Origin of the sequence: Nocardia cyriacigeorgica (assembly GCF_005863245.1) — a bacterium.
Taxonomy (GTDB): Bacteria; Actinomycetota; Actinomycetes; order Mycobacteriales; family Mycobacteriaceae; genus Nocardia; species Nocardia cyriacigeorgica_C.
The window spans coordinates 529614-542863 of the sequence record NZ_VBUT01000003.1 but is presented as its reverse complement, the minus strand read 5'-3'; the positions used below and the strand labels follow the sequence as shown (position 1 = coordinate 542863).

Here is a 13250-nt window from a genome sequence, read left to right as displayed (position 1 = left end):
CCTCGGCAGCCGATCCACGCGCGGTCCTCGCACCGGCCGGCACTCAGCTCCCGACATGAGGGAAATCGGCGGGCACGAGCTTGCCGGCCTCGATCAAGCATAACCGCGCCTGATGCTTGATCCGGCAGTTCGTAATCAGGCAGCGGATGTGCTTCTGCATCACCAGATGTGCGGTGCGGGTATCCATGACGGGCAGTGGCGCGTGCCCGATCCACGGTTCCAGTTGCAGGTCATAGTCGTTCATCGAATTCATCCGTTCGTTCCTCGCGTGGCGTGATGCGAACTGTGGGAGCATCCGGTAGCCAGGCCATGGCAGGGGCGGCCGGCCACCCGGGGGCGACGACTCCAGCGTGTTTCCCAGGTGTTCCGAAGGGGTGAGGGTTCCGAGCTGTCCCGTTGTCCCTTCGAGGTTTCCGGCTACCGGATGCATCGGTAGCCAACACCGAGGCCTCGCCTCGGCGTATGCGTTGACGGGTGATCCACCCGGATCGACCCGTTTTCCCAGCGAACACTCGGAGAACACAAAACGATGCACGATCAGTTAGAGCGAGGGACTCACCCACCGCAGCCGCTCATGCCACCCACCGCGCGCTCGCGAACCACCAGGGTTGTGGGTGGCGATGATGCGTAAGGCACCTACAACACTTGCGCGCCGACACCTCGGCCGAAAGCTCCGGGAGCTTCGACTGCAAGCCGGGATGTCCATCGTCGATGCAGCCCGACACATCGAACGGGGTGCTGGAACACTCCAGCGTCTCGAGATGGGCGAAACCCCCCGTATTCGACTGGTCGACGTGCGCGCCCTGTGCGAGCTGTTCGATGCACTCGATGAACTCGATGACATGCTCGAGTTGGCGAGAGTTGCGGCCGACAGCGAAGACGGGCGGTGGTGGAACGAATTCGACCTGGACATTCGCGAGGACTTCCGGCTTTACGTCGGCCTCGAGCGAGCAGCCGGCAAGCTCACAATCTTCCGGCCGGACATTTGTCCCGGACTCTTCCAAACCGCCGCGTATGCCAAGGCGCTGGACACGAACTTCCGCCCGAACGCCTCATCCGAAGACCGCGATCAGCGAATCCAGATCAAGCTGAACCGGCAGCGCATCTATACCCGCAAGAGGAACCCCGTCGCGGTGGACCTGATCGTCGACGAAGCCGTACTGAGGCGCGTCGTCGGCAACGGCCGGGTGATGGCACGGCAACTGAGGTACCTTGCCGATGCGCCGCCCAATGTGACCGTCCAGGTCCTTCCGTTCGTGCGGGGGTATCCGCTCGGCCTTGCCCCCGGTCCGTTCGTCGTGCTGGAGTTCGACAAGGCGGTCTCCGAGCCGCCGACTGTCTTCGTTGAGGGATTCCGCGGCAACCTGTATTACGACCGACCCGACGCCGTGCAGCAGTATCGGGAGGCGGTGTTGATGCTTCACCGTGCGGCGCTTTCTCCCACGGACAGCAAGCGATTTCTACGAGAATTGGCAAGGGAGTACGACAATGGACGTTGATCTGTCCAACGCACAGTGGTTCAAGTCTCGACGCAGTACCGGACCGAACGAGTGCGTGGAGGTCGCGCACCTGGATGTGGGGGCCGTCGGCGTCCGTGACTCGAAAAACCCGACCGGTCCCGCGCTGATCTTCTCCCCCGCCGAATGGGATGCGTTCCTCTCCGCCACCCGAAACGGCACGTTCAACCGGTACTGACCATCCCAGCGAAGCCCCTGGCCTCCCACAACACCGGGAGGTCAGGGGCTTTCCCATGCGATGTCACCTGTCTCCGGGAGCCGGGATGCACCTCACACAGGGCATACGCCCGTGCGCCAGTCGGTCGGAGTGAATTGCTCGATGTGCACACGCTCACCCGGGACACCCGCTGCCGCTAGTTGTGCGCGGACCGCGTCGAGGAAACCGTCGGCGCCGCAGACGTAGATGTCGGCGCCGGCCGGGAGGGTCGTCTCCGACAGGTCGAGCAGTCCCTGATGGGCCTCGCCCGCGTCATCCTGGTACCAGAGTTCGAGGTCGGCCGAGTCGAGGCGGTCGACGAGAGTGCGCATGCGGTCGAGCAGCGGGTGGGTGCGTGGGGTGCGGTCGGCGTGCAGGACCAGGATCGTCCGGGTCGATGCGTGGGCGGCGAGGTATTCGAGGGCGCCGATCATCGGGGTGATGCCGATGCCGGCGGAGATGAGGACCAGGGGCGTGGTGGCGTCGGTGTCGATGGTCAGGTCGCCGAAGGGCAGGGTGATCTCGAGCCGGTCGCCCGTCGCGAGGTGGTCGTGCAACCAGCTCGACACCTCACCAGCGGGGCAATCCGCGACGGCTTCCACCCGCTTGACCGCGAACGCAAGCTTTCCTTCACCCGGGTTGTTCACCAGGCTGTACTGGCGGAGCTGGCGCGCACCGTCGGGCAACCGCACGCCGACCGAAACATATTGGCCCGGCAGGAATTCCGGGAACGGGCGGGCCGGATCGGCCGATTCGACGGTGAAGACCCCGGCACCGGCCGGGTCGTCGTCGCGCGCCACCACCACCGCCTCCCGGAACACGTCACCGGGTTCGACGCCCGCCGATACGTAGAGCTGCTTCTCCAGGTCGATCAGCGCATCCGCCATCAACCAGTAGACGCGGTCCCAGGCCGCCGCCACCGGCGCTGTCACCACGTCGGCGCCGAGCACCTCGACTATGGCGGCGAACAGGTTGTCGTGCACCACCTGGTACTGGTCGGCGGTGATGCCGAGGGAGGCGTGCTTGTGCCCGATCCGCGACAGCATCGCCGCCGGATGCGGCAGCGCCGGATCCACCAGGTAGGTGGCGAAGGACGCCACCGAGGCGGCGAGGGCACGTTGCTGAGACCCCTGGGCCTGGTTGCCACGATTGAACAGGTCACGGATCAGTTCGGGATGATTGCCGAACAGCCGCCGGTAGAAGACGGTGGTGATCTCGTCGATATGGGCGCCGACCAGAGGCAGGGTGGCGCGGATTGTTTCGGCGTACTGCGCTTCGAGTTCGGGTTCGGCACGGACGACGCTGTCGGTGTTCACTGGCTTTCCTCCACATCGGAACTACCGCTCACCGATCCGATGGTGAGCAGATGCAGCAATTCGACCGTCGGCCCGGTGACGAGATCGGTGACGGTGTATCGGTCCAATTCCCGATAGAACGCTTCCTTGGCGTCGGCGAGAATTCTCCGCAATCGGCAGGAACCGGCCAGCGGGCAGGGATGATCCCCCTCGCAGAGCACGACCTCACGATCGTTTTCCAGCGCCCGCACCAGCGTGCCGACCGACGCGGCGCGGCCGGCCTCGGTGATGAACAGTCCACCGGACCGACCACGCTGCGCCTGCACCAAGCCCAGGTCCACCAGCCGCGACACGGCCTTCGACACGTGGTGTTCGGATGCGTTGACCTGGCGCGCGATCAGCCGGGTGGTCACCCGGTGATCATCGCCGTCACTCACCGCCAACCGCATCAGGGTCCTGAGCCCGATATCGGTGAAGCGAGTCAGCTGCATGCCATCGAAGCTACCGAGGCTCCGGTCCCGGAAACCAATTTCTGGCGGGTGTTCTTAATTACCCGATTTCGTGCGGTTTTTCGACCACGGAAAAGGCATGCGGTGACGCAACGACAGCATTCAGAAATTATTGCGACACCACGGAATCGGTAGTTCGGAAACATATTCCGCACGCGTGCGCGGCGATTTCACCGCGCACGGATGCGGCGGACATCACAGGCTGTGGACGAGTTCCACCAGCGCGGTGATGACACCCGGATCGGTATCGGGCAGCACCCCGTGGCCGAGGTTGAAGATATGGCCGGTGGCGCCGAGGGTGATCGCCTCGTCGGCCTCGCGGGCGATCCTGCGGGCCTCGGCCTCCACCGCGTCCCAGCCGGCGAACAGGATCGCCGGATCCAGGTTGCCCTGCAACGCTTTTCCTGGACCGACCCGGCGCACCGCCTCGGTCAACGGCACCCGCCAGTCCACCCCGACCACGTCGGCGCCCGCCTCGCCCATCGCCCCGAGCAGTTCACCGGTGCCCACCCCGAAGTGGATGCGCGGCACCCCGGCCGCGGCGACCTCGGCGAACACCCGCTCCGAATGCGGCAGCACGAACCTGCGGTAATCGGCCTGCGAGAGCGCGCCGGCCCACGAGTCGAACACCTGCACCGCATCGACCCCGGCCGCGAGCTGGGCCTGCAAGAAGGCGATGGTGATGTCGGTGAGCACGCCCAGCAGCTCGTGCCAGGTTTGCGGATCGGCGTGCATCATCGCCTTGGTGCGCTCGTGATGCTTGCTCGGACCGCCCTCGACCAGGTACGACGCCAGCGTGAACGGGGCGCCGGCGAACCCGATCAGCGGCGTCTGCCCGAGCGCGTCCAGCAGCAGCCCGATGCCGTCGGTGACGGCGCCGACCTCCTCCGGCCGCAGCCGCGGCAGCGCACGCACGTCGGCGGTGGTTCGTACCGGCGCGGCGACCACCGGGCCGACGCCGGGCACGATGTCGAGGTCGATGCCGGCCGCCTTGAGCGGAACGACGATGTCGGAGAACAGGATTGCCGCGTCCACACCGTGACGGCGGATCGGCTGCATGGTGATCTCGCAGACCAATTCCGGATCGAAACAGGACTCCAGCATGCCGATGCCCGCGCGCAGCTCCCGGTACTCCGGCAGCGACCGGCCGGCTTGGCGCATGAACCACACCGGGCGCCTGCTCGGCTCGCCGCCGGTGGCGGCGGCCAGGAAGGGGGCATCGGTCAACCGGCGGCGCGTCTGTGTGCTCACCATCGTCATCGTAGGCGGGTCCACCCGCCCCTCAGCGGCGCGCCTCCGACTGCGCCGGGGACGGTAGGTCTACCGTCACCTCTCGTGACACCGCTCGACTACCGCGACGGCGCCGCATCGACCGAGGGCTCCGACGGCGAACCAGCTTCCTTTCGTGCCGCGGTCGAGGCGATGGGCACCGCATCAGTGCATCCCCGGATCGAGCTGGCCCCTATCCGCCCGCCGCAACGGCTGGCACCGTATTCCTACGCGCTCGGGGCCGAGGTCAAACATCCCGAGACCGGCGTCGTGCCGATCGACTCCGAGGGTGACGCGTTCGGCAGGCTGATCCTGCTGCACGATCCCGAGGGCGACGAAGCCTGGCACGGCACCTTCCGGCTGGTCGCCTACATCCAGGCCGATATCGACGCCGCCCTGGCCACCGACCCGCTGCTGCCCGAGGTGGCGTGGAGCTGGCTGGTGGACGCGCTGGAATCGCGTGGCGAGCCGTTCACCGCGCTCGGCGGCACCGTCACCTCCACCAGTTCGGTCCGTTACGGCGATATCGCGGGCCCGCCGCGCGCCCACCAACTGGAGCTGCGCGCCTCCTGGACCGCGATGACCACCGAGATGCGTCCCCATGTGGAAGCCTTCGGTGAGGTGCTGGCCTTCGCCGCCGGGCTGCCACCCGCCGGTATCACAGATTTGCGGCCACAGTCGTACACCAATAACGATCACAGCTGAGCGCCACGTAGAGTTCACCTCTATGCCGGAAGCAGACGGGCCCGGCCGCGCCTTGGGGAGCGGCGAGACGGACAGTACGACCACGCAGGTCTCGGCGGACGCCGATACGGAGACCGCGGTACCGCTGCTCGTCCCGGCCGACGGTGTCCCGCCGGTGCTCAGCACCGCCGCCGAGATCGCCGAGGCCGCCGCCCGGATCGCCGCGGGCACCGGCCCGCTGGCCGTGGACGCCGAGCGCGCCTCCGGTTTCCGCTATTCGGCCCGCGCCTACCTGATCCAGCTGCGCCGCGCCGGGGCGGGCACCTTCCTGATCGACCCGATTCCGGTGGCCGATGATCTGGCACCGCTGGCCGAGGCGATCAACGACCTCGAATGGGTGCTGCACTCGGCCGACCAGGATCTGCCCGGGCTCGCCGAGCTGGGGTTGCGGCCTGCGGCCCTGTTCGACACCGAGCTGGGCGGGCGCCTGGCCGGGTTCGACCGGGTCGGGCTCGCGGCCATGGTCGAGCGGCTGCTCGGGCGGGCGCTGCGCAAGGGCCACGGCGCCGCGGACTGGTCGACCCGGCCGCTGCCGGAGGCCTGGCTGAACTACGCGGCCCTCGATGTGGAGCTACTGCTCGAGCTACGCGAGGCGGTGGCGATCGCCCTGCATCAGCAAGGCAAAACCGAATGGGCGGCACAGGAATTCGAGCATGTCCGGCTCGCCGAGCCCGCGGCGCCCAAGGCCGACCGCTGGCGGCGCACCTCCGGCATCCACACCCTGCGGCGGGCACGTCAGCTGGCGACGGTGCGCGAACTGTGGACCACCCGCGACGAACTGGCGCGGCAGCGCGATATCGCGCCCTCGCGCATCCTGCCCGATTCCGCCATCATCGCCGCCGCCAACGCCGAACCGCGCACCATCGCCCAACTGCGCGAACTCCCCGTGTTCGGCGGGCCGCGCCAGCGCCGGTATTCACGCGAATGGCTCGGCGCCGTCGAACGCGCCAGGGCGCTGCCCGATACCGAGCTACCGCCGCTGTCGCAGCCCTACGACGGGCCCCCGCCGGTCAATCGCTGGGAGCGGCGCGACCCGGTGGCCGCTGCCCGCCTGAACCGCGCCCGTGCGGCCATGGGCGAGCTGTCGACCGAGGTGCTGGTCCCGGTGGAGAACCTGCTGACCCCGGACGTGGTGCGGCGGCTGTGCTGGGACGGGCTCCCCAGCTACGACTTCGGCCCCGATTCGGCCACCGAACTCGGCAAACAGATCGACGAATTCCTCCGCTCCGCGGGCGCGCGGCCCTGGCAGCGCGAACTGGCGGTGCCGCGCCTGACCGTCGCGCTCATCGTCACCGACGATTCGGCCGCCGAGGCAGCTGGCTAGAGACGACCTGAGCCGACCGATGCCGGGCTCAGCCCGCGTCGACCCAGCCCGCGATGCGGCGGGCGATGTCGGGGGCGGTCAGACCCAGCTCCTGGCGGACCTGGGCGACGGTGCCGTGGTCCAGGAACTGTTGCGGGACACCGATATCGCGGGTGGGGACGTCGACGCCCGCGGTGCGCAGGCGGGCCGAGACGCTGGAGCCGATGCCGCCGTGCAGGCCGCTGTCCTCGACGGTGACCACCATGCGGTAGTTCTCGGCCAGCTTGACGATGGTGTCGGAGACCGGCAGCACCCAGCGCGGGTCGATGACGGTGACCGAAATACCTTCCGGCGCCAGGAGTTCGGCGACCTCCACGGCCATGGATGCGAAGGAGCCGACCGCCACCAGCAGGACGTCACCGTGCTGGGTGCGGGCGGTGCCGTCGCCGTCGGGCAGACGCAGCACATCGACACCGTCGAGCCGCTCCACGGCCGTGATCTCTTCGATCACACTGCCTTTCGGGAAACGCAGCGCGGTGGGACCGTCGGTGACGGCCAGCGCCTCGCCCAGCTCCTCGCGCAGGGTGACGGCGTCGCGCGGCGCAGCGACCCGCATACCGGGCACGATGCCGAGCACCGACAGATCCCACATCCCGTTGTGGCTCGCACCGTCGGAGCCGGTGATGCCCGCACGATCCAGCACCAGGGTGACCGGCTGCTTCAGCAGCGCGACATCCATCAGCAGCTGATCGAAGGCCCGGTTGAGGAACGTCGAGTAGATGGCGACCACCGGATGCATGCCGCCGAGCGCGAGACCGGCCGCCGAAGCCACCGCGTGCTGCTCGGCGATGCCCACATCGAACATGCGCTCCGGGAATCGCTCACCGAAGGCGGCCAGACCGGTCGGGCCGGGCATGGCCGCGGTGATGGCAACGATGTCGTCGCGGCGCTGCGCGTGCTCGATCAGCTCCGCCGAGAACACCGAGGTCCAATCCTTGGCCTTGCTGCTGCCCACCGGCTCACCGGTCAGCGGGTCGATCGGCCCGCAGGCGTGCATCTGATCGGCCTCGTGGTTCTCGGCCGGTTCGAAGCCGCGACCCTTCTGGGTGACGGCGTGCACCACCACCGGACCGCCGAAATCCTTGGCGTGGCGCAGCGCACCTTCCAGCGCGCCGATATCGTGCCCGTCGACCGGGCCGACGTATTTGAGGCCGAGATCGCTGAACAGCTCCTGCGGGCTGACCGCGTCCTTGATGCCCGCTTTCACCGCGTGCATCATCGAATACGCCGAATCGCCCACCCGCGGGATGCTCTTGAGCAGCCTGCGGCCGGCGTCGAGCGCGTGTTCGTAGGCCGGCTGGGTGCGCAGCGCGGTGAGCCGCTGGGCCAGCCCGCCGATGGTGGGGGCATAGGAGCGGCCGTTGTCGTTGACGACGATGACCACCGGCCTGTCGGGTGCGGCGGCGATATTGTTCAGCGCTTCCCAGCACATGCCGCCGGTGAGCGCGCCGTCACCGACCACCGCCACCACATGCCGGTCCTGGGCCGACAGCGCGAACGCCTTGGCCAGGCCGTCGGCGTAGGACAGGGCAGCCGAGGCATGCGAGGACTCCACCCAGTCGTGTGCGCTCTCGGCGCGGCTCGGGTAGCCGGACAGGCCGCCCTGGGTGCGCAGGGTGTCGAACTGGTCTTTGCGTCCGGTGAGGATCTTGTGCACGTAGGCCTGATGGCCGGTGTCGAAGATCAGTGGGTCGGCGGGCGAGTCGAAGACCCGGTGCAGCGCGATGGTCAGCTCGACCACGCCGAGGTTGGGGCCGAGGTGACCGCCGGTGACCGCGACCTTGCGGACCAGGAACTCACGGATATCCGCCGCCAGCTCGCGCAGCTGCGGCACCGTCAGCTGCCGCAGGTCTTCGGGCGTGTCGACCCGGGAAAGCATTCCCACCTGAACTCGCTCCCTCCGGATAGCGCATCTGATCCGATCAGTCTACGGAGCCACGCTGTGTGCCTCACACGACGACGGAGCCCCACCAGCGGACATGGCCGGTGAATGTGAGACTCGACATACGATGCCCAGCTTAGAGTGGGCTCGTGGGCGGGCGCGAACAGTCGAGGACAGGAGAACCCGTGGGCAAGAAGAAGGCGTCGGGCGCGGTCACCACATTCGGTCACGGGACCGTCCGCGCGACCCCCGACCTGATGCGCGTCACCCTGTCGGTGGAAAGCCGCGCAAGCAAGGTGGCCCTGGCCTACGGCCGCGCCGGTGAGCGGGTCTCCGCGGTCACCGACTCGCTGCGCTCCTACGGCGTGCCGAGTACAGACATCGCCACCAGCGGGCTGTCGGTGCGGGCCGAGACCGTCTGGGTGGAGGGCGGCGGCAACAAGGTCACCGGCTATCTGGCCACCACCTCGTTGACGATCACCCTGCGCGAGATCGGCGAGGACGCCGATCCCGGCCCGGCCACCGTCATCGCGCACTGTGTGGACGCCGGCGGCGACGATGTGCGCCTCGGCGGCCTCGAACTCACCGTCGCCGACCCCGCAGCCGTGCTCGGCGCCGCCCGCGACGCGGCCTGGGACGACGCGAAAGCCAAGGCCGAGCAGTACGCCGCCCGCGCCGGCCGCGCCCTCGGTGCCGTCGTCGAGATCACCGAGAACACGTCCGCGTCGGTCCCGGTTCCCCGGCCGCGGATGCGCGGCGCCACCGAAATCGCCTACGCCGCGGCGCCGGTGTCCGTGGAACTCGGCGAGTCCGAACTCGCCGCCGACCTGCGGGTCACCTGGGAACTCGACTGAGCTCCCGGATCCTCGAACGCCCGGCCGCTGCGGCAGACCTTCCTCGCCCGCGGGTAGCTCAACGCTCCAGTAGCGCAAGGCATTCGACGTGATGGGTCGCCGGGAAGGCGTCGAAGGCGCGCAATCCGGTGAGTTCGTAGCCCGCCGCGCGGTAGAGGCCGACGTCGCGGGAGAAGGAGGCGGGGTCGCAGCCGATGTGGATGATGCGCTCGGGCCCCGCGCAGGTCACTGCGCCGATGACAGCCTTGCCCGCGCCCGTGCGCGGCGGGTCCAGCACCACCACCCGCGGTGTGCTGCCGCTGTGCTCGGCCACCCAGCGTTCGACGCGGCCACCGCCCAGATGTAGCCACGGCAGGTCGGCCAGCGCGGCGATGCCGTCGGCCACCGCGGTACGCGCCGATTCCACCGCCCGCACCGCACCGGACGGACCCACCTGTTCGGCCAGCCGGGCCGCGAAAACGCCGACGCCGCTGTAGAGATCCCACGCGGTGGCGCCGGTATCGAGGGCCGCCCATCCGGCCACCACATCCGAATAGCGTTGCGCGGCATCGCGATGGGCCTGCCAGAAGCCGGTGGCCGACAGTTCCCAGCGCCGGCCCGCCACGTATTCGACAGCCCGGCCGCTGCCCTCGATCAGCCATTCGTCCCGGGCCGCGTGCGCGGCGGCGCGGTGGGCGGCCGCGCGTTGACGTTCGGCGTTGCCGGGGCGGGATTCACCGCGACGGCCGCGCGGTCCCCCACGCTTGCCGTGATGCGGGCGCTCACCCGCCCGCCCGCGACGCGGACCCTCACGCCCGGTATCGGTGCCACTCTCGCCGCGGCGATCGCGCTCGCGGCCGAAATCGGTCTCGACCGGCGGCGCCAACTCCACGATGTGGCGGGCGCCATCGCCGTCGACCGCGATCACCAGGTCGGCGCCCGGCGTCCACCGCCGCTCGGCGATGCCGTCCAGCGCGCCGGCAACCGGCTGCGGGCAGCGCAGATCGGCGATGACGTCGGTGCTGCGATACCGGTGGGCACCCGCGCGGCCTGCCGCGTCGACCGGCAGCCGCACGCGGGTGCGCCAGCCGCCGGTGCCGGTGCCCGCGTCCAGTGGCTCGACCACGATGTCGCGGTCCAGCCCGGCGATCCGGCGTAGCTGTTCGGCCACCACCGCGGCCTTGAGTCCGCGTTGCGCGGCGGGCCTGGCGTGTGAGAAGTCGCAGCAGCCCGCCCCACCCGGGCCCGACACCGGGCAGGTGGCGGGCACCCGATCCGGCGAGGCCTCCAGGATCTCGATCGCATCGGCCCGGCAGAACGATCCGCCGGCGTCCTCTGTGACGCGGGCGCGCACCAGTTCACCGGGCAGGCTGTGCCGTACGAACACCACCCGGCCCTCGTGTCGCCCGACACAGAACCCACCGTGGCCGGGCGGCCCCAGCCGGATCTCGAAGGTCTGCCCGGACCAGTCGCTCATCGCCCGCACGCGCCTGGCCGGTTCACGACCGATCCTCGTATCCACGCCGCACCGCGCCGGGTGCGTTGGTGACCCCGGCCGCACGGGCCTTGGCCGAGGAACTGAGCTGCCAGGGCACGCTGGTCACCATCACGCCGGGCTCGAACAGCAGCCTGCCCTTGAGCCGCAGCGCGCTCTGATTGTGCAGCAGCTGCTCCCACCAATGGCCGACCACGTACTCCGGGATGAACACCGTGACGACATCGCGCGGTGCGTCCTTGCGCACCCGCTTGACATAGTCGAGTACCGGTTTGGTGATCTCGCGGTACGGCGATTCGATCACCTTCAGCGGCACATTGATATCGCTTTGCTCCCATTCGCGCACCAGCGCCCTGGTGTCGGGATCATCGACATTGACGGTGATCGCCTCGAGCGTGTCCGGGCGGGTGGCGCGGGCGTAGGCCAGTGCCCGGCGGGTCGGCAGGTGCAGCCGCGAGACCAGCACGATCGAATGCGACCGGCTCGGCAGCACACCGTCCCACTCGTGTTCGTCGAGTTCGCGTGCCACCGAATCGTAGTGGCGCCGAATCATCCTCATCACCACGAAGATCGCGACCATCACGAAGATGGCGATGTAGGCGCCGGCGAAGAACTTGGTGATGAGCACGATCACCAGCACGGTGCCCGTCATGGTGAGGCCGACGGCATTGATCACCCGCGACCGCTTCATCCTCGCCCGCTGCGCGGCATCGGTTTCGGTGCGCAGGTGCCGGGTCCAGTGCCGCAGCATGCCGAACTGGCTCAGCACGAAGGAGACGAACACCCCGACGATGTAGAGCTGGATCAGCTTGGTCACCTCGGCGTCGAACAGCACCACGAAGGCGATGGCGGCGCCGGACAGGAACAGGATGCCGTTGCTGAAGGCCAGGCGGTCGCCGCGGGTGTGCAGCTGACGCGGCAGGTAGCGGTCCTGCGCGAGCACCGAACCGAGTACCGGGAACCCGTTGAACGCGGTGTTGGCGGCCAGCACCAGGATGAGCGCGGTGACGACGGTGAGGAAGAAGAACCCGACCGGGAAGCCGGCGAAGACGGTTTCGGCCAGTTGGGCGATCAGCGTCTTCTGCTGGTAGTCGGCGGGGGCGCCGACCAGGTGCTCCGGGTTGTGCGCGTAGACGATCCCGATCTTCTGGGCGAGCATGATGATGCCCATCAGCAGGGTGATCGAGATGGTGCCGAGCAGCAGCAGGGTGGTCGCGGCGTTGCGCGACTTCGGTTTCCGGAACGCGGGCACACCGTTGCTGATGGCCTCGACACCGGTCAGCGCGGCGCAGCCGGAGGAGAACGCGCGCGCGATCAAGAAGGCGAAGGCGATGCCGTAGAGGTGCTCGTCTTCGGCCTCCAGCCCGAAGCCCGCCGATTCGGCAGTGAGATCCTCGCCGAAGACGTAGATGCGCAGCAGACCCCAGCCGAGCATGAAGAACATGCCGAAGATGAAGGCATAGGTGGGGATTGCGAACGTCTTGCCCGACTCACGCACACCGCGCAGATTGATGGCGGTCAGCAAGGCGATGGCCACCACCGCGAACAGCACCTTGTGGGTGGCGACGAACGGGATGGCCGAGCCGATATTGGAGGCCGCCGAGGAGATCGAGACCGCGACGGTGAGCACGTAATCCACCAGCAGCGCACTGCCCACCGTCAACCCGGCGTTGGGGCCGATATTGGTGGTGGCCACCTCGTAGTCGCCACCACCCGACGGGTAGGCGTGCACATTCTGCCGGTAGCTGGCGACCACCACCGCCATCACGATCGCCACCGCGACACCGACCCAGGGCGCGTACACGAAGGCCGAGATCCCGGCCGCCGACAACACCAGGAAGATCTCTTCGGGCGCATAAGCGACCGACGACATGGCATCGGAAGCGAAAATGGGCAGCGCGATTCGCTTCGGCAGCAACGTATGACCGAGCGAATCACTGCGGAACGGCCTGCCGAGCAGCATCCGCTTCGCCGCTGTCGTCAACTTGGACACTGGAGCGAGCATAGGCCCCGCCGAAACGCCGCGTCCCGGGACGTCACGGTAGTTCCCCTGTTCGATGCGGTGCCGACATGTTTGATGTGACCTGGCGGGGGGAACATGGCTGCGGGGACACGCGGCGAGTACGGTTCGATCCCGGACGGACGAA

The 13250-nt window shown here is 68.6% G+C and carries 12 protein-coding genes; 5 read left to right on the top strand and 7 right to left on the bottom strand.

Annotation, left to right across the window (positions count from 1 at the left end; translation table 11 throughout):
* Positions 1-43: 43 nt before the first annotated feature.
* Positions 44-253, bottom strand: a complete 210-nt coding sequence (locus tag FEK34_RS09065; RefSeq protein ID WP_138447366.1) for a hypothetical protein — start codon at positions 251-253, stop codon at positions 44-46.
* Positions 254-620: 367 nt separating this feature from the next.
* Between FEK34_RS09065 and FEK34_RS09060 the strand changes: the two genes are divergently transcribed.
* Positions 621-1499, top strand: coding sequence for a helix-turn-helix domain-containing protein (locus FEK34_RS09060; RefSeq protein WP_349292421.1), 879 nt, complete (start codon positions 621-623; stop codon positions 1497-1499).
* Positions 1489-1695, top strand: coding sequence for a DUF397 domain-containing protein (locus FEK34_RS09055; RefSeq protein WP_138447364.1), 207 nt, complete (start codon positions 1489-1491; stop codon positions 1693-1695). Before FEK34_RS09060 ends, FEK34_RS09055 begins: the two co-directional genes overlap by 11 nt.
* 92 nt (positions 1696-1787) lie before the next feature.
* Here FEK34_RS09055 and FEK34_RS09050 read toward each other — a convergent pair whose 3' ends face one another.
* The 3 genes from FEK34_RS09050 to hemE form a co-directional block, all read right to left on the bottom strand.
* A complete protein-coding gene (locus tag FEK34_RS09050) occupies positions 1788-3029 on the bottom strand; it encodes a globin domain-containing protein (RefSeq protein ID WP_138447363.1) in 1242 nt (413 codons plus the stop codon).
* Complete coding sequence (locus FEK34_RS09045) at positions 3026-3499, bottom strand: RrF2 family transcriptional regulator (protein WP_138447362.1); 474 nt, start codon at positions 3497-3499, stop codon at positions 3026-3028. Before FEK34_RS09045 ends, FEK34_RS09050 begins: the two co-directional genes overlap by 4 nt.
* A 213-nt stretch (positions 3500-3712) precedes the next feature.
* Positions 3713-4777: a uroporphyrinogen decarboxylase gene (gene hemE, locus FEK34_RS09040; RefSeq protein ID WP_138447361.1), complete on the bottom strand. Its 1065-nt coding sequence runs from the start codon at positions 4775-4777 to the stop codon at positions 3713-3715.
* Positions 4778-4939: 162 nt separating this feature from the next.
* Between hemE and FEK34_RS09035 the strand changes: the two genes are divergently transcribed.
* Together FEK34_RS09035 and FEK34_RS09030 are read left to right on the top strand one after the other, a co-directional pair.
* Positions 4940-5491 carry a DUF3000 domain-containing protein gene (locus FEK34_RS09035; RefSeq protein WP_249357868.1) on the top strand — a complete coding sequence of 184 codons (552 nt, stop codon included), beginning with the start codon at positions 4940-4942 and terminating at the stop codon, positions 5489-5491.
* A 22-nt stretch (positions 5492-5513) separates the two neighbouring features.
* Positions 5514-6854: a ribonuclease D gene (locus tag FEK34_RS09030; protein WP_249358894.1), complete on the top strand. Its 1341-nt coding sequence runs from the start codon at positions 5514-5516 to the stop codon at positions 6852-6854.
* Positions 6855-6882: 28 nt separating this feature from the next.
* Here the strand turns inward: FEK34_RS09030 and dxs are convergent, their stop codons facing one another.
* On the bottom strand, positions 6883-8778 hold the full coding sequence (gene dxs / locus FEK34_RS09025; RefSeq protein WP_138447359.1) for a 1-deoxy-D-xylulose-5-phosphate synthase: 1896 nt from the start codon (positions 8776-8778) through the stop codon (positions 6883-6885).
* Positions 8779-8960: 182 nt separating this feature from the next.
* On the opposite strand from dxs, the gene FEK34_RS09020 reads away from it, so the two are divergent.
* Positions 8961-9629 carry an SIMPL domain-containing protein gene (locus tag FEK34_RS09020; RefSeq protein ID WP_138447358.1) on the top strand — a complete coding sequence of 223 codons (669 nt, stop codon included), beginning with the start codon at positions 8961-8963 and terminating at the stop codon, positions 9627-9629.
* Positions 9630-9687: 58 nt separating this feature from the next.
* Here FEK34_RS09020 and FEK34_RS09015 read toward each other — a convergent pair whose 3' ends face one another.
* Both FEK34_RS09015 and FEK34_RS09010 read right to left on the bottom strand, forming a co-directional pair.
* Positions 9688-11085, bottom strand: coding sequence for a class I SAM-dependent RNA methyltransferase (locus tag FEK34_RS09015; RefSeq protein WP_138447357.1), 1398 nt, complete (start codon positions 11083-11085; stop codon positions 9688-9690).
* A gap of 22 nt (positions 11086-11107) precedes the next feature.
* The gene (locus FEK34_RS09010; RefSeq protein WP_138447356.1) at positions 11108-13096 is read right to left on the bottom strand and encodes an APC family permease; all 1989 of its coding nucleotides are present in this window, start codon (positions 13094-13096) and stop codon (positions 11108-11110) included.
* Positions 13097-13250 lie beyond the last annotated feature (154 nt).